Source organism: Streptomyces sp. NPDC002742 (assembly GCF_042888885.1).
Lineage (GTDB): Bacteria > Actinomycetota > Actinomycetes > Streptomycetales > Streptomycetaceae > Streptomyces.
In genome coordinates, this window is sequence record NZ_JBIAQF010000019.1 from 127345 (window position 1) to 143649 (window position 16305).

Annotated in this window: 12 protein-coding genes and 1 pseudogene; 4 read left to right on the forward strand and 9 right to left on the reverse strand. The window is 70.9% G+C overall.

Going from position 1 to position 16305, the window contains the following annotated elements; genetic code table 11:
- Positions 1 to 65 precede the first annotated feature (65 nt).
- A complete protein-coding gene (locus ACFYW8_RS30315) occupies positions 66 to 2519 on the forward strand; it encodes a DEAD/DEAH box helicase (RefSeq protein WP_389083751.1) in 2454 nt (817 codons plus the stop codon).
- Between the two features lie 468 nt (positions 2520 to 2987).
- On the opposite strand, the pseudogene ACFYW8_RS30320 reads toward ACFYW8_RS30315, so the two are convergent.
- The 7 genes and pseudogenes from ACFYW8_RS30320 to ssd form a co-directional block, all read right to left on the reverse strand.
- Positions 2988 to 3380 (reverse strand): annotated as a pseudogene (locus ACFYW8_RS30320) (Rv3654c family TadE-like protein); the annotation flags it as partial.
- 32 nt (positions 3381 to 3412) lie between these two features.
- Positions 3413 to 3835 (reverse strand): TadE family type IV pilus minor pilin, encoded by a 423-nt coding sequence (locus tag ACFYW8_RS30325; protein ID WP_365878324.1) that lies wholly within the window; start codon positions 3833 to 3835, stop codon positions 3413 to 3415.
- Entirely contained in the window at positions 3822 to 3959 is a 138-nt protein-coding gene (locus tag ACFYW8_RS30330) for a DUF4244 domain-containing protein (RefSeq protein WP_382783924.1), read from the reverse strand. The genes ACFYW8_RS30325 and ACFYW8_RS30330 overlap by 14 nt, the downstream gene beginning before the upstream one ends.
- Positions 3960 to 4137: 178 nt before the next feature.
- Positions 4138 to 4920, reverse strand: a complete 783-nt coding sequence (locus tag ACFYW8_RS30335) for a type II secretion system F family protein (RefSeq protein WP_389083758.1) — start codon at positions 4918 to 4920, stop codon at positions 4138 to 4140.
- A complete protein-coding gene (locus tag ACFYW8_RS30340; RefSeq protein WP_365878317.1) occupies positions 4917 to 5789 on the reverse strand; it encodes a type II secretion system F family protein in 873 nt (290 codons plus the stop codon). Before ACFYW8_RS30340 ends, ACFYW8_RS30335 begins: the two co-directional genes overlap by 4 nt.
- Positions 5776 to 7119: a TadA family conjugal transfer-associated ATPase gene (locus ACFYW8_RS30345; protein WP_365878489.1), complete on the reverse strand. Its 1344-nt coding sequence runs from the start codon at positions 7117 to 7119 to the stop codon at positions 5776 to 5778. The genes ACFYW8_RS30340 and ACFYW8_RS30345 overlap by 14 nt, the downstream gene beginning before the upstream one ends.
- A gap of 254 nt (positions 7120 to 7373) precedes the next feature.
- Positions 7374 to 8468, reverse strand: coding sequence for a septum site-determining protein Ssd (gene ssd / locus ACFYW8_RS30350; protein ID WP_389083765.1), 1095 nt, complete (start codon positions 8466 to 8468; stop codon positions 7374 to 7376).
- 571 nt (positions 8469 to 9039) lie between these two features.
- On the opposite strand from ssd, the gene ACFYW8_RS30355 reads away from it, so the two are divergent.
- The gene (locus ACFYW8_RS30355) at positions 9040 to 9873 is read left to right on the forward strand and encodes an HAD-IB family hydrolase (protein WP_365878313.1); all 834 of its coding nucleotides are present in this window, start codon (positions 9040 to 9042) and stop codon (positions 9871 to 9873) included.
- A gap of 367 nt (positions 9874 to 10240) precedes the next feature.
- Here ACFYW8_RS30355 and ACFYW8_RS30360 read toward each other — a convergent pair whose 3' ends face one another.
- The gene (locus ACFYW8_RS30360) at positions 10241 to 11065 is read right to left on the reverse strand and encodes an oxidoreductase (RefSeq protein ID WP_389083772.1); all 825 of its coding nucleotides are present in this window, start codon (positions 11063 to 11065) and stop codon (positions 10241 to 10243) included.
- A 101-nt stretch (positions 11066 to 11166) separates the two neighbouring features.
- On the opposite strand from ACFYW8_RS30360, the gene ACFYW8_RS30365 reads away from it, so the two are divergent.
- On the forward strand, positions 11167 to 12147 hold the full coding sequence (locus ACFYW8_RS30365) for an ATP-binding protein (protein WP_389083777.1): 981 nt from the start codon (positions 11167 to 11169) through the stop codon (positions 12145 to 12147).
- Between the two features lie 59 nt (positions 12148 to 12206).
- Here ACFYW8_RS30365 and ACFYW8_RS30370 read toward each other — a convergent pair whose 3' ends face one another.
- Positions 12207 to 13490 (reverse strand): hypothetical protein, encoded by a 1284-nt coding sequence (locus ACFYW8_RS30370; RefSeq protein ID WP_389083781.1) that lies wholly within the window; start codon positions 13488 to 13490, stop codon positions 12207 to 12209.
- Positions 13491 to 13827: 337 nt separating this feature from the next.
- On the opposite strand from ACFYW8_RS30370, the gene ACFYW8_RS30375 reads away from it, so the two are divergent.
- Positions 13828 to 16215 (forward strand): SulP family inorganic anion transporter, encoded by a 2388-nt coding sequence (locus ACFYW8_RS30375; protein ID WP_389083786.1) that lies wholly within the window; start codon positions 13828 to 13830, stop codon positions 16213 to 16215.
- Positions 16216 to 16305 lie beyond the last annotated feature (90 nt).

Genomic DNA, 16305 nt, shown 5'->3' on the forward strand with positions numbered 1-16305 from the left:
TTGCTATCGAGCGGTCGCCCCATGGGACACCTCGGCAGAGCCCCCGGGACGGTTCGCCAGCCGCGATGGCATTCAATCACTTACCGGCAGGCGTGCACGACGCCTTGGGCCCATTGTCCGTCACGCCAGTGACACACTCGATGCCGATGGCCAAGAATCACCGATCCGATCGATCCACGGCGGACACCGCTTCCCGCCCCTCGCCGAGCACCGTCCTGGACCGGCTCGCCTCGGGGCCGAGCCGGGCTTCGCGCATCACTCATACGGAGCACTTGCCCCCGCGAGCGGGTCGTCATGCCGCCTGGCCCGACCGGATCCGTTCGGAGGTCATCGCGGCGGTGCAGGCCGCGGGCATCGAACACCCCTGGGCCCACCAGGCACGCGTCGCCGAGCACGCCCTGGACGGCGAGTCGGTGATCGTCGCCACCGGCACCGCCTCCGGCAAGTCCCTGGCGTACCTCGCCCCGGTCCTGACGGCCCTCCTGGACGGCTCCGAGGCCCCGAACGGCCGGGGTGCCACCGCCCTCTACCTGGCCCCCACCAAGGCCCTGGCGGCCGACCAGCGCCGGGCGGTGAAGGAACTTTCACAACCGCTGGGCAATGCCGTACGCCCAGCCGTGTACGACGGCGACACGCCCTTCGAGGAACGCGAATGGGTGCGCCAGTACGCCAACTACGTCCTGACCAACCCCGACATGCTGCACCGCGGGATATTGCCCTCCCACCCCCGCTGGTCCTCCTTCCTGCGCGCCCTGCGCTATGTCGTGATCGACGAGTGCCACACCTACCGAGGTGTCTTCGGCTCCCACGTCGCCCAGGTGCTGCGCCGTCTGCGCCGCATCTGCGCCCGCTACGGCGCGTATCCCGTCTTCCTGCTGGCCTCCGCGACCGCCGCCGAACCCTCGGTCGCGGCACGCCGCCTGACCGGCCTCCCGGTCGTCGAGGTCGCCGACGACGCCTCCCCACGCGGGGAACTGGTGTTCGCCCTGTGGGAGCCCCCGCTCACCGAACTGCACGGCGAGAAAGGTGCACCCGTCCGGCGTACCGCCACCGCCGAAACGGCCGATCTGCTGACCGACCTCACCGTCCAGGGCATGCGTTCGATCGCCTTCGTACGGTCCCGGCGTGGCGCCGAGCTGGTCGCGGTGATCGCCCAGGAACGCCTGGCCGAGATCGACCGCTCACTGGCCCGGCGCGTCGCCGCCTATCGCGGCGGCTATCTCCCCGAGGAACGCCGTGCCCTGGAGAGCGCGCTGCACTCCGGGGAACTCCTCGGCCTCGCCGCCACCACCGCCCTCGAACTCGGCGTCGACATCTCCGGCCTCGACGCCGTCGTCATCTCCGGCTACCCGGGCACCCGCGCCTCCCTCTGGCAGCAGGCCGGCCGCGCGGGGCGCTCCGGAGAAGGCGCGCTGGCGATCCTGGTCGCCCGCGACGACCCACTGGACACTTTCCTCGTTCATCACCCCGAGGCCCTGTTCGACCAACCGGTGGAATCCACGGTCCTCGACCCCGACAACCCGTACGTCCTCGCCCCGCACCTGTGCGCCGCCGCCTCCGAGATCCCGCTCACGGACGACGACCTGGAGCTCTTCGGCCCCGCCACCGCCGATCTGCTGCCGCAGCTGGAGGCCGCGAAGCTGCTGCGCCGCCGGGCCACGGCCTGGCACTGGACACGCCGCGAGCGGGCCGCCGACCTGACCGACATCCGCGGTGGCGGCGGCAGCCCGGTGCAGGTCGTCGAGGCCGGGACCGGGCGCCTGCTCGGCACGGTCGACGAGGGCGCCGCGCACACGGCGGTCCACGAAGGCGCAGTCCATCTGCACCAGGGCCGTACGTACCTGGTGCGCAAGCTGGACCTGGAGGACTCCGTCGCGCTGGTCGAGGAGGCCAGCCCGCCGTATTCGACAGTCGCCCGCGACACCACGTCCATCGCCGTCCTCGAAACCGACGTCGAAGTCCCCTGGGGCGACGGACGGTTGTGCTACGGCTCTGTCGAAGTCACCAACCAAGTCGTCTCCTTCCTGCGTCGGCGTGTCATCACCGGTGAGGTTCTCGGCGAGACGAAACTCGACCTCCCTCCTCGTACGCTCCGTACCCGTGCCGTCTGGTGGACGGTCACCGAGGACCAGCTGGACGCGGCCCGGATCAACCCGGAGATCCTCGGCGGCGCCCTGCACGCCGCCGAGCACGCGTCGATCGGCATGCTGCCGCTCTTCGCCACCTGCGACCGCTGGGACATCGGCGGCGTCTCCGTCCCCCTCCACCCGGACACACTCCTGCCCACCGTCTTCGTGTACGACGGCCACCCGGGCGGCGCCGGATTCGCCGAGCGCGCCTTCCACACGGCCCGCTCCTGGCTCACGGCCACCCGCCAGGCCATCGCCTCCTGCGAGTGCGAAGCCGGCTGCCCCTCCTGCATCCAGTCCCCCAAGTGCGGCAACGGGAACGACCCGCTGCACAAGCGAGGCGCCGTACGCCTGCTCACGGAGCTGCTGCGGGCGGCACCGGAGGAATGAGGGCTGCCGAGTCAGCGCCGGAGCGGCCCGAGTGCGGAGTCAGGGCCGAACGGGTCCGGGCCGAACGAGCTCGGGTCTGGAGTCAGGGCCGGATGCGCGAGCCCCGAGAGCAGAGGGCCGGACGAGTGAAAGCCGTGGATGCGGGGCCAGACGGGTGAAAGGTGAGCGCGTAGGGGCCGAACGGGTGAACGTCCGGTGCGTGACGGCCGAGCGGTGAGGGCCGGAGAAGCCGGGGCCGAACGGCAAGGGCCTGGTGGGCCGGGTTGAGGACTCTCGATCGCGTCGGCCCTCAAGCCCCGCGGGTCCGGTGGAATCCGCAGGCTCCACGGGACCCTCGGACTCCACACGACCCGCAGGCTCGGTGAAATCCGCAGGCTCCACAGGCCCCTCGGACACCGCGGCACCCGCAGACTCCACAGGACCCGCAGACACCGCGGCACCCCAAATCCCTGCAGAGCTCCGAGGCTCTGCGGGACCCTCAAGCCCCGGAGAGCCCGGAGGCCCGGCCCTCGATCTGACCTCCGCGATGAGCGGTCCCGTTCCGGACGCCGTCGTCACATCCGAGATCTGGCCCTCGACGGCACACCGCACGAGCCGAGCGCTCTGCGCTCGGGCCACTCGGTCCGCGCGGGCACAGGCCGCCGCGCCGCCGTCTCTCCAGTGGTCCGCCGCGGCGAGGGCCGCCAAGTCAGCCGCCCCTGCCGCCCGGTGTCTCACCACGACGGCCTGCCCCATCGCCAGCACCGCTCCGAAGACTGCACACAGCACAGTGATCGCTCCCACCGTCCAGACGGTCGCCGATCCCCTGTCGGAGAACGAGCGCCACCGCGCGGACCGACGGCCTGCAACGAATGACCACACCCATCGCCCGCCCCGCCAGCGACTCCAGTCCCTCATCTCCTGTCCACCCCCACAGCCGTCTCCCCCACCGTCTCCTCCGCCAGCGCCACGGCCTCGTCCGTCAGTTCAAGGGACAGCGCTGCGGGACCCGGAGTCCTCGCACCGACCTTCACCCTGACCAGACCGGCCTCCCGGCTCACCGTGACCCGCGCGCCGGGCGGGGCCGCTTGGAGGGTCGTCGCCAGGACCGCTTCCGGCGAGTCCTGGCGTGCCGCCGCCCGAGCGCCCGCCCTCGCCGCGTCCACGCACTGGATCTGCGCGGACGCGGCGAGCAGGGCCCAGACCAGTGCCAGGCCGACGAGCACCAGCGAGGGCAGCACCACAGCGGCCTCGGCAGTCACGAACCCGCCGTCCCGACGCCTGACCGGACCGACCCTCAACAGAGCTCCTCCCGGGCCCCGTTCACATCTGGACATTGAGTGCCCGTCCCACGATGCCCTGCAGTTCCTCACCGACCTGCCCGCTCGTCACCACCTTGTAGAGCGCGGCCGCGAAGGCCACCGCCGCGATGACACCCACCGCGTACTCGGACGTGACCATTCCCGTGTCCCTCCGCGACGCGATCGACGCGAGCATCCAGGCCCGCATCCGCACGGACCATTGCCCTTGCCCTCGTCCGAGAACTCGCACCATCCTGCGCATTTCAACCTCCGTAAGATTCAGACCTGTCCGTCATTTCGCGCACGTGCCCATCACCGATCGCCGCTCCCGCCGCCCGTCACCCACCACCCCCTCGCAGCAGCCCGCCGGCCAGCCCGATCACCACCGGCAGCACGCCGATCGCGAGGAAGGCCGGCAGGAAACACAGCCCTACGGGCGCGGTGACCATGACCGCCGCCCGGCGTGCCCGCGCCGTCGCGGCGCGCCCCCACTCGGCGCGGGCCTCCGCCGCGATCCGGCCGACCGGCACAGCCGCCGGTACACCCGACTCACCCGCGCGCTCCAGCAGCCGCGCCAGTCCCTGGGCACCCGGTATCGAGGCCAGCCTCCGCCACGCGTCGCCCGGTTCACCCCCGAGCCGCACCTCGGCAGCGCCCCGGGCCAGCCGCTCACCCACCGGTCCGCCCAGCGCCTCACCGACAGCCTGAGCAGCCGACACGGGGCTCGCTCCCGCCGCGATACAGGCCGCCACCAAGTCGGCGGCGAGCGGTAGTTGGCGGGCTGCCGGCATCCCGTCGTACTCCTCCGGTGGGGTGGGATTCCGCCGCTGCCACCACCATCGGACCCCGAACCCGGCCACCAGCCCCACCAGAACACCGGCGAGACCACCGATCAGGACCCAGCCGGCGCACACCACGCCCAGCAAGGGCAGCCATCGCCGGACGTGGCTCCCGACCTCGCGGCGCCTCGGCGACGGCGCCGCCGCCAGGAGCAGCAACTCGGCCAATCGTCTGCGCACGCTCCTCGCGCGCCGCACCGCCCCGAGCCGGCGGGCCGACGTGCCGACCAGGAGAACTCCGCACACAAGCACCCCCAGCCTGTGGACAACTTCCGCGTTCATGCCGTCTCCGCCCCTCGTACGATCCGTAGCGCCCACCACAGACCCACGCTCTCCAGCACCCCGCCGACCAGCAGACAGCCCAGTCCGGGACCGGTGTGCAACAGCACGTGCAGCGGGTCCGCGCCGAGCGTGGTGCCGAGCAGGAGACCGAGAACCGGCAGGCCCGCGAGCATCGAGGCCGTCGAGCGTGATCCGGCCAACTGCGCGCGCATGTCGGCTCTTTGATCACGTTCGGCTCGCAGCGCGGCCTCCAGCCGGTCCAGGCCCGCCGCGAGTCCCGCACCCCGGTCCACGGCCACGCGCCAGCACGCGGCGAGCCCCACCAGTCCGTCCGCGCCAGGCTGTCGCGCCGCCTCGGTGAGCGCATCCGGCACATCCCCGCCGAACCTCGCCGCGGCCAGCACCACCGGCTGCGCGTCACCGAGCCCGTCCGAGTCCCGTGCGGCTCCCAGCAGCGCCTCGCCGGGCTGACGTCCGGCCCGCACCTCACCGGCGAGGGCACCGCACAAGGCGATCACCGCGTCGCCGCGTCGCTCCCGCTCTCGCCGAGCCTCTCCCGCCCGCCGCGCCCTCCCCAGCAGGGGCATTCCGGCGGCCCCGAGGAGAAGCGGCAGTACCGAGGTGCCCATCACCGCGATCGCCGATCCCGCCACCAGCGACCACGCTTCGGGCCGCAGCCGCGCGCCCAGCCGTCGCCAGTCGACCAGGACCCGCTCCCACCGGGGCGGCCCGATCGCCTCCCCATCGCCGGCGAGCAGCACCCTCGCTCTGCGCACCCCCGAGCCGCGCCCACCGATCAGCCAAGCCGCAATCCCCGCACACGCCACGGCCGCTCCCGCGGGCGCGTCCGCCATCTCACCGATCCCCATCCCACTCCCCGTTCGCATCCCGCCGCCTCTCCCCGGTCACCGCCCCGGCGTCCGTTCCGCCCGAAGCGCTCCTCGCCCACCGCCGGTCCGGAAGCACTGCATCCGCCCCGAGCCGAGTCGGCCCACGATGTCCGTGGTTCCCGTCCCGGAGCAGCTCCCGAAGCCGCGCCCACCCCCGCTCGTACACGAAGGCGTCCTCGCCCCACCGCAGCGCCGGCACCGTCACCACCAGCCCCGACGGGTCGCGTTCCAGCACGTGTACCTCGGCGATCCGGCGCCGTCCGGCCCGATCCCGCACGAGATGCAGGACCACGGACAGAGCCGCCGCCAGTTGGCTGTGCAGAGCTGCCCGGTCGAGCCCGGCCGCCGTGCCGAGCGCCTCCAGCCGGGCCGGGACCTGAGCCGCCGCGTTGGCATGAAGAGTTCCTGAACCACCCTCATGTCCTGTGTTGAGGGCGGCCAGCAGCGAGACGACCTCCGGACCGCGCACCTCGCCGACCACCAGCCGGTCCGGTCTCATCCGCAAGGCCTGCCGGACGAGATCCTGGAGCGAGACGAGGCCGACGCCCTCCTGATTGGCGGGCCGGCCTTCCAGGCGCACCACATGCGGATGATCCGGCCGCAGCTCCGCCGAGTCCTCGGCGAGCACGATCCGCTCCCCTGGACCCACCAGCCCCAGCAACGCGCTCAGCAAGGTCGTCTTGCCTGAGCCTGTGCCTCCGCTGATGAGGAAGGACAGCCGGGCGTCCAGCAGCGCTCTGAGCACCCGGTCCCCGCCGGGCGGCACCGTCCCCGCCGTCACCAGCTCGTCGAGGGTGAACGCACGTGGCCGTACGACGCGCAGGGAGAGGCAGGTGGAGCCGACGGCGACCGGTGGCAGCACCGCGTGCAGACGTGTCCCGTCCGGCAGCCGGGCGTCAACCCAAGGGCGGGCGTCGTCGAGCCTTCTGCCGGCCACCGCCGCGAGGCGCTGCGCGAGACGTCGTACGGCTGCCGCGTCCGGAAAGGACACAGCGGTCAGCTCCAGGCCGCCGCCGCGGTCCACCCAGACCCTGTCGGGCGCCGACACCAGCACGTCGGTCACCGACGGGTCGGCGAGCAGCGGTTCCAGCGGTCCGCTGCCGACCAGCTCGGACCGCAGCCGCTCGGCCGCGCCGAGAACCTCGGCGTCACCGAGCACCCGCCCCTGCTCACGCAGCGCCTGTGCCACGCGGGCGGGGGTCGGCTCGGAACCGCTCTCGGCCAGCCATTGCCGCACGCCGTCCAGCAGCCCCGCGCGTCCGTCCGAGCCGCCGCCAGGCTCGTCCCACGTCGCCGTACCTCCTGGCAGGGGGCCTCCTGGTGTGCCCCGCGCCGACGTCCGCCCGGAGAGGTAGCGCCGCGGCCCGTCCCGGGCGTCCGCACGGCCGGACAGGTCCGTCCCTGGTCCGTCCCGCGCATCCGTCCGCCCTGGCAGTCGGCGCCCGGGTCCGTTCGGCGGGTCCGTCCGAGCCGGCGGGCAGCCCTCTCGTGTGTCCTCGGGCCTGTGCCCCGTTCGGCTGTCGAGTTCCGCGCCGCGGTCCATGCCTGTGGTCGCGTGCCAGCTCATACGCCCCCTCCATCGACCGGAACCCGCTCCCAGAAGGCCGCGCAGAACCGGGCCAGAGGCCCCTTCGCCGCACTCCCCGGTGGCGGCCCGCCGTCCAACGGAAAGGACTCGGCCGGCAGTTCGCCGACCAGGGGCAGGTCGAGCAGGCGGGCGACCTCTCGGTCGTGGAGACCCGGCGCACAGGGTCCGCGGACCACGAGCCGCAGATCGCGCAGGACCATGCCGACCGCGGACGCCATCCGCCCGGCCGCCGCGATGGAGCGCAGGTCCGCGGGGACCACGAGCAGCCCCAGATCGAGCTGGGCGAGGATCTCGGCAACACCCTCGTCGATCCGGCGGGGCAGGTCGACGACCACCGCACCACCGCGCCGTCTGGCGGCGGCCAGGACCGCTCGTACCGCTTGCGGCGGGATGGTGACCGCGTCGCTCCGGTCCCAGCTCAGGACCCGCAGCGCGTGCAGTTCGGGCAGGGACTCCTCCAGGGCGCCGCCGCCGACCCTGCCGCGGGATGCGGCGAACGCCGGCCAGCGCAGTCCCTCGGACTTCTCTCCGCCCAGCAGTACGTCGAGTCCGCCTCCGAGAGGGTCCGCGTCCACGAGCAGAGTGCGATTCCCCTCACGCGCCGAGGTGAGGGCGAGCGCGCAAGCGAGCGTGGAGGCCCCGGCCCCGCCACGGCCGCCGAGCACACCGACGGTGAGAGCGGGCCGGCCGACTCCTTCGGCCACGTCGGCGATGCGGTCGACGAGCCATTGCTCGCCGTCCGGCAGCACCAGGACGTGGTCGGCGCCGATCTCGACGGCCCGCCGCCAGACTCCGGAATCGTCCTGGTCCCGGCCGACCAGCACCACTCCCCTTCTCCGCACCGCCCCCCGCACACGCGGTGCGGCGTCGTCGCCGACGAGAACGAGAGGTGCCGCCTCCCAACTGCCCCTGCGTTCCGGAATTCCGTGATGGACCTCGGGCCGCACGCCCGCCGCCGCGCACAGGCGCAACAGGTCGTCGAGAAGGTCTGCGTCCTCGGTGACGATCATTGGTCCGCCCTGCCGCCCCTCGGCGGTGGGCGGCCGGTCATGGGTGATGGCTCCCGCCACGATCTCCAGCCCCCTTCGCTGCTTCTTGCGCGAGGCCCTCCCGGACCCCGCGATTCCCACTCGTGTGAAGGGCCGTCAAGCGGCCTCCATATGTACGGCCGATACGAACCGGCCATACGCCTCCGACAAACGGAACCGGTCATGAACCGGCCGCGAACGGAACGCGTGGGAATCACGGTGCAGCGATCCCGGAAATCGTGTGGATCTTGGTCGAAAACTGTGGACAACTCAGCGGCTGTGAATATCGCCTTCACGCTCACCCGTGAACGCTGAACGACTTCCGCAGAGCATCCTGACGACTACACACAGTGACGGATCGAGGGCGCGCGAAGAGCGCGGAATCAACGGTGCCGAGAAGGCTCCCGGGCCGCGCAGAAGAGGGGAAAACCCATCCGGACATGCGACGACCCCCGCCGGGGGGGAGAGCGGGGGTCGTCCCCACGGCCGACTCGGGGGGGGAGGAGTCGGACCGGGTTAGCACGGTCGCGAACGATCCGTGACTTCCATGGTGTACCCGAGAGCCCTCTCAGGCAAACCCACGCGCCTCACCTTACGCCGAATGGTGGGCCCTATGCTCAACCTCGTGGAAAACCACTCCTTGCCCCGTACAGCGGCCTTCTTCGACCTGGACAAGACGGTCATTGCGAAGTCGAGCACGCTCACCTTCAGCAAGTCGTTCTACCAAGGCGGACTGATCAACCGCAGGGCGGCCTTGCGCACCGCATACATCCAGTTCGTGTTCCTGGCGGGCGGCGCGGACCACGACCAGATGGAGCGGATGCGCAAGTACCTGTCCTCGATGTGCCGCGGCTGGAACGTGCAGCAGGTCAAGGAGATCGTCGCCGAGACACTGCACGACCTCATCGACCCGATCATCTACGACGAGGCCGCGTCGCTCATCGAGCAGCACCACAGGGCCGGTCGCGACGTCGTGATCGTGTCCACGTCCGGCGCCGAGGTCGTCGAGCCGATCGGTGAACTGCTCGGCGCGGACCGCGTGGTGGCGACCCGCCTGGTCGTCGGCGAGGACGGCTGCTTCACCGGCGAGGTGGAGTACTACGCCTACGGGCCCACGAAGGCCGAGGCGATCAAGGAGCTGGCCGCGTCCGAGGGCTACGACCTGCCCCGTTGTTACGCCTACAGCGACTCGGCCACCGATCTGCCGATGCTGGAGTCGGTCGGACATCCGCACGCGGTGAATCCGGACCGCGCGCTGCGCCGCGAGGCGGTCGCCCGCGCGTGGCCGATCCTGGACTTCCACCGCCCGGTCCGCCTGAAGCAGCGGCTGCCCGCCCTGTCCGTGCCTCCCCGGCCGGCACTCGTCGCGGCGGCCGCCATAGGAGCCGCGGCGGCCACCGCCGGGCTTGTCTGGTACGCCAGTCGGCGTCGCGCGACGGTGACCTGAACCGTCACGCGTGCGCGTACGGCATATTGAAGTCCATTTCTCACCCTTTTGAACCTAAAAGTAAAGAAGTGTGGTCAGGGGTTCCACTTCCTCCGGACCTGGAGTACAAAGGGTTTAACGGCCCGCGAGACCAAGGACATCCGAGAGGATCACCTTCAAACGCAACCAGGCCCCACGGACCGAGCATGGACATCGAGCACCCACGCGACGTCGACCCGTCGATTACGGGCCAGCCGCACCAGGTGACGGGCAGAAGTTCCCGACCTGATGGGCAACATCTCGAGGACGCTTGGTAACCCGGTGAACATGCCAGCGGCGGTACGAGAACTCGTACCGCCGCAACCCTGTCCGGGGAATCGGACACCCCTTACGCGGCGCCGCGCTGAAGCGCCTCACAGACGGCGGCGGACTCCCTGGCTCCCAGCTCGACGGCTCTGCCGCAGTGCGCGATCCAGGCGGCCATGCCGTCCGGGGTGCCGGAGACGTAACCGTCCAGCGCCGCGAGATAGGCCGCACGGCCCAGTTCCGCGTGGCCGACCTCCGCCGGACAGATGGACTTCGGGTCGAGACCGCTGCCGATCAGGACGATGCGCTCGGCCGCGCGAGCGACCAGCCCATTGTGGGAGGCGAAGGGGCGCAGGGCGATCAGTTCACCGTGGACCACGGCCGCAGTGACCAGGGCAGGGGCCGAACCGCCCGCGATGATCAGCTGGGACAGTCCCTCGAGACGCCCGGCGACCTCGTCCGCGTCCGGCAGCGGCAGCTCCACCAGGGGCTCGTCGGCCTTCTCCCCGCTCCGCCGCGGCCGGCCCACCGCGTCGTCCCGATCGGCTGCCGCCACCAGATGCAGCCGGGCCAGCACCCGCAGGGGCGACTGCCGCCAGATGGACAGGAGCTGGCCCGCCTCGGCGGTCAGCCTCAGGGCGGCGCCGACCGTACGGGCCTCGTCCTCCGCGCTGAAGTCGGTACGCCGACGCACCTCTTCGAGGGCCCAGTCGGCACCCGAGAGCGCCGCGGAACCGCGGGCCCCGCGCAGCGCCGCCTCGGACGTGATCTCGTTGCCGCGACGCCGCATGATCCGGTGTCCGTAGACCCGGTCCACGGCCTTGCGGACGGACTCCACGGAATCGGCAACCCCGGGAAGCGAACCCAGGGCCGCGAGCGGATCAGCGGTCGCACCTGTCGTACTCATGAGTACGACATTACGCACCCAGGCCGCACGCCCCACGAAGGAGTGGTCTTCTTCACGCGGCGCAAGCACCGAAAGCGACACTCGCACTACCCTTGGTGAACATGAAAATTGCTTTCGTCGGGAAGGGCGGCAGCGGCAAGACCACCCTGTCGTCGCTCTTCATCCGCCAGCTCGCCGCCTCGGGGGCACCTGTCGTCGCCGTGGACGCCGACATCAACCAGCACCTGGGGGCCGCGCTCGGGCTCGAAGAGACGGAGGCCGCCGCGCTCCCCGCCATGGGCGAGCGGCTCCCGCTCATCAAGGAGTACCTCCGCGGCTCCAATCCGCGCATCGCGTCCACCGAGACGATGATCAAGACGACCCCGCCCGGCGACGGCTCACGGCTGCTGCGGGTCGGTGAGGTCAATCCGGTGTTCGACGCCTGCGCCCGGCCGGTGGAACTCGACGGCGGCACCATCCGTTTGATGGTCACCGGCCCGTTCACCGAGGCCGATGTGGGGGTGGCTTGCTACCACTCCAAGACCGGTGCAGTGGAGCTCTGCCTGAACCATCTCGTCGATGGCCGGAGCGAGTACGTCGTCGTCGACATGACGGCGGGCTCCGACTCCTTCGCGTCCGGCTTGTTCACCCGCTTCGACATCACGTTCCTTGTCGCCGAGCCGACCCGGAAAGGAGTCTCCGTGTATCGCCAGTACAAGGAGTACGCCCGGGATTTCGGCGTCGCCCTGAAGGTCGTCGGCAACAAGGTGCAGGGTCAGGACGACATCGACTTCCTGCGAGCGGAAGTCGGGGACGACCTCCTGGTCACGGTCGGGCACTCGGACTGGGTGCGCGCCATGGAGAAGGGCCGCCCGCCCCGGTTCGAGTCTCTGGAGAAGGCCAACCGGCGCTCGCTGCACGCCTTGCAGAAGGCCGCCGACGCCACGTACGAGCTGCGCGACTGGGAGCGGTACACGCGCCAGATGGTGCAGTTCCACCTGAAGAACGCCGTCAACTGGGGCAACGCCAAGACCGGGGCGGACCTCACCGAACAGGTCGACCCCGATTTCATGCTCGGGGAGAGTCCGATGGCCACCGCGTGAGCGGCCCGCCGACCCGAAGCACCATCGTGGCCTGAGCGACAGGGCCGCCCCGGGCATCGCTACGGCTTGACCGCCGGCGCCCCCGGGACGCCCTTCGGGGCCGGGGCCGGGCGGCCGGAGATGAAGGACGCCCAGCCCTGTTTCGGCGCCTCGCCGACCTCAAGGCCCCGGAGTTTGTCGAGGGTGGCCGGGTCCTGGGCGTCCAGCCAGTCGGCGAGCTGCCGGAAGGAGACGCAGCGCACCTCGGCCTTGGTGCAGACGCGCTCGACGACCTCGTCGACGGCACGCATGTAGTTGCCGCCGTTCCAGGACTCGAAGTGGTTGCCGATGATCAGCGGGGCGCGGTTGCCGTCGTAGGCGCGGTCGAAGCCCTTGAGCAGGCCGTCACGCATCTGGTCACCCCAGAACTCCTGCTTGACGGGGTCGCCCTGGGTCTTATTGCCCGACTGGTCGACCATGAAGTTGTAGTCCATGGTGAGCTGCTCGTGGGAGTGTCCCGGGAAGGGCACGAGCTGCATCGACAGGTCCCACAGCCCTTCCTTCCTCTTCGGCCAGAGCTGGTCGTCGACTCCGCTGGTGTCGTAGCGGAAGCCGAGCTCGCGGGCCGCCTTCATGAAGTTCTCCCGGCCCTCCAGACAAGGGGTGCGGGCGCCGATGAGTTCCTTGTCGTAGTCGAAGGGCAGCGACACGGCGTCCTTCAGGCCCGCGTTGGTCTTCCAGGACTTCACGAACGACTTCGCCTGGGCGATCTCGCTCTTCCAGTCCGCGACCGACCACTGACCGACCCCGCCCTCCGTGCCGCAGAAGTGGCCGTTGAAGTGCGTCCCGATCTCGTTGCCCTCCAGCCACGCGCCGCGCAGCTGCTTCACGGTGTCCTCGATGCCCTGCCGGTCGTTGAAGCCGATCTCCGAGCTGCCGGGCGAGTGCTGCGGGGGCCGGTACAGGTCGCGCTTGTCCTCCGGCAGCATGTACACGCCACTCAGGAAGTACGTCATGGTCGCCCTGTTGGCCTTGGAGAGCTTCCGGAAGTGGGAGAAGAGCTTCTGGCCGTCCTCACCGGCACCGTCCCAGGAGAAGACCACGAACTGCGGGGGCCTCCGACCCGGCTTCAACCGTTCGGGCCGGGGCAGATGGGGCTGCCCCCCGGTGTACGAGGTGGAACCGTCACCGATCAGGCGGACCGCGGCTCTGGGCGCGGAAGCCCCCGCCGCCCCCGCCGCCGCCTTCTTCCCAACGCGTGCGCCTTCCTGGGAAGCGGTGGTACCGCCCGCGCAACCGGCGAGCGCCGTGGCACAGGCCGCGGCGAGCACTACACCCGCGGCGATCCTCGGGGTGGCGGCCATGCTCCGCCCTCCTTTTCCTCGGTCGGGCAACGCCACTCGGGGCGCTATAGCGGTTGTGCGCAGCTATGAACCGGCAGCGCCGCCAAGGTTTCACGGGACCGAGAAGTAATAAGTACGACAAGCCGATCAAAAGACCGCTTCATCCAAAAGAGTGGAATACTGCACCATTTGCTCCCATTTTCGACATCTTCCCTTTACTCTGCATTACGATCCGTTTACCGAGCGTTGAAAGTCCCGCCACTGCACGCCGTGACCCACGGCCGCGACCCGCCCCCCGCCGCTTCGGACGGGGGATCACCTGTTCCGCGACCGCGCTGCCCCGGAGGAGACGGGAACCATGTCTGCCTGCGTCCCCACCCGCGCCGCCGACCCGACTCGGCCCGCGCACGTCCACCAGCCCCACAGTCCCCCGCCGACCCCGCCTCGACGCTTCCGTGTCGCGGGCGCCGACCTGTCGGCCTCGATCGCGGTCTTCCTGATCGCCCTCCCTCTGTCCCTCGGTATCGCCCTCGCCACCGGCGCGCCGCTCCAGGCCGGCCTCGTCGCCGCCGCCGTGGGCGGGCTGGTCGCGGGGCGCCTCGGCGGCTCACCCCTCCAGGTGAGCGGGCCCGCCGCCGGGCTCACAGTCGTAACGGCCGAGCTCATCCACCACTACGGCTGGCGCGCGACCTGCGCCATCACCGTGTTCGCGGGATTCGTCCAACTGGGCCTCGGCTGCCTGCGCGTGGCCCGAACCGCCCTGGCCGTGAGCCCAGCGATCGTGCACGGCATGCTCGCCGGAATCGGCGTGACCATCGCCGTCGCCCAGTTGCACATCGTGCTGGGAGGCATCCCGCAGAGCTCCGTCCTGGACAACCTCGTCGCACTGCCGGGCCAGGTGGTGCGCATGCACCCCGCGGCGGTGTCGATGAGCGTGCTGACGCTGACGCTGCTGCTTGCCTGGCCTCGCGTTCCCGGGCGGACCGGGCAGGTTCTGCGCAAGGTGCCCGCCGCACTGGTCGCCGTCGCCGGAGCCACGCTGACCGCCTCGCTCGCTGGACTGACACTGCCCCGGGTGGACCTGCCGTCCTGGAGCAGCCACGCGCTGGCCGGACTGCCCGAGGGACCGGTCCTCGGCATCGCCACCGCCGTTCTCACGGTGACGCTGGTGTGCAGCGTGCAGTCGCTGCTCGGTGCGGTCGCCGTGGACAAGTTGGTGAGCGGCCGCCCGGAACTCCAGGCACGCGTGGGCCGTTCCCGCCTCGACCGGGAGTTGCTCGGGCAGGGCGCCGCCAATGTCGTCTCCGGCGCGCTCGGCGGCCTGCCCGTCGCCGGGGTCGCCGTACGCAGTTCAGCGAATGTGCAAGCAGGTGCCGTAAGCCGGAACTCCACGATGCTGCACGGCGTTTTCGTAGTAATTGCCGCGCTGCTGATGGTCCCGATCCTGGAGCTGATCCCCCTCGCATCGCTCGCCGCCCTGGTGATGGCCGTCGGCATCCAGATGGTGTCCCTGCACCACATCCGCACGGTCACCCGCCACCGCGAGGTGCTGGTGTACGCCGTCACCACGCTCGGCGTCGTGTTCCTCGGAGTTCTCGAGGGCGTGGCCCTGGGTGTCTCGGTGGCCGTCGGCGTCGCCCTGCACCGCCTCGGGCGCACCCGCATCACGCACGAAGAGAGAGAAGGAGTCCACTACGTACATGTACGAGGCCAGTTGACGTTTCTCGCGGTGCCTCGACTCAGCCGTGCCCTGCATCTCGTGCCCCAAGGGGCTGACACCGTCGTGGAACTGGACGGTTCGTTCATGGACCATGCGGCGTACGAGTCCTTGCAGGACTGGCAGAGCGCGCACATCGCCCAGGGAGGAACGGTCGATCTCGCCGGGCGAACCGGAACACGGATCGTCGAGCCCGCGGACTCCAGGCACTGCCACTGCCGGCCCTGGACACCCTGGCGGAACCACCAGTGCGAAACCTCCGCCGATCCGGGGTCCGATTCCCCGGATGCCCCGCCGGTCGTGCAGTGCGAGAGAACCGGCGAGGCCAGAGTCGGCGGGAACCAACTGGCGCGCGGCATCAGCGCGTTCCAGCGAAACACCGCGCCTCTGGTGCGGGACGAGCTGGCCCGGCTCGCCCGGGAAGGGCAACGGCCGTCCCAGCTGTTCCTGACCTGCGCCGACTCCCGGCTCGTCACCTCGATGATCACATCCAGTGGTCCGGGCGACCTCTTCGTCGTGCGGAATGTGGGCAACCTCGTGCCGTTGCCCGGAGAGGAGAGCGGGGACGACTCGGTGGCCGCGGCCATCGAGTACGCGGTGGACGTGCTGAAGGTGCGGTCCATCACGGTGTGCGGACATTCCGGGTGCGGGGCCATGCAGGCCCTGCTGGCGTCGGAGCCCGGAGGGGCACTCACGCCACTCAAGCGGTGGCTGCGGCACGGGCAGCCGAGCCTGGACCGGATGGCCGCCGACGACCGGCCGTGGGCGCGGCTCGCCGGACGGGCGTCCGCCGACTCGGTGGAGCAGCTCTGCCTGATCAACGTGGTGCAGCAGCTGGAGCACCTGCGGGCCCACGAGTCCGTGGCGCGGGCCCTGCGGGAGGGCGTGCTCGAACTGCACGGAATGTACTTCCACGTCGGCGAGGCCCAGGCTTACCTGCTGGCCGACACCGACGGGGCCGAACTGTTCGATCACGTGGGTGCGTTCGATCATGTGGACGCCACGGAGGATCTACGGCATCCGGCGTGACTGGGCGGTGGTGCGCGGCCCTGGTCGGCGGGACCGCGCACCACGTACAAACCTCCGATGTCGGCACTCCGGCCCCGGTCGCGAGGTGAG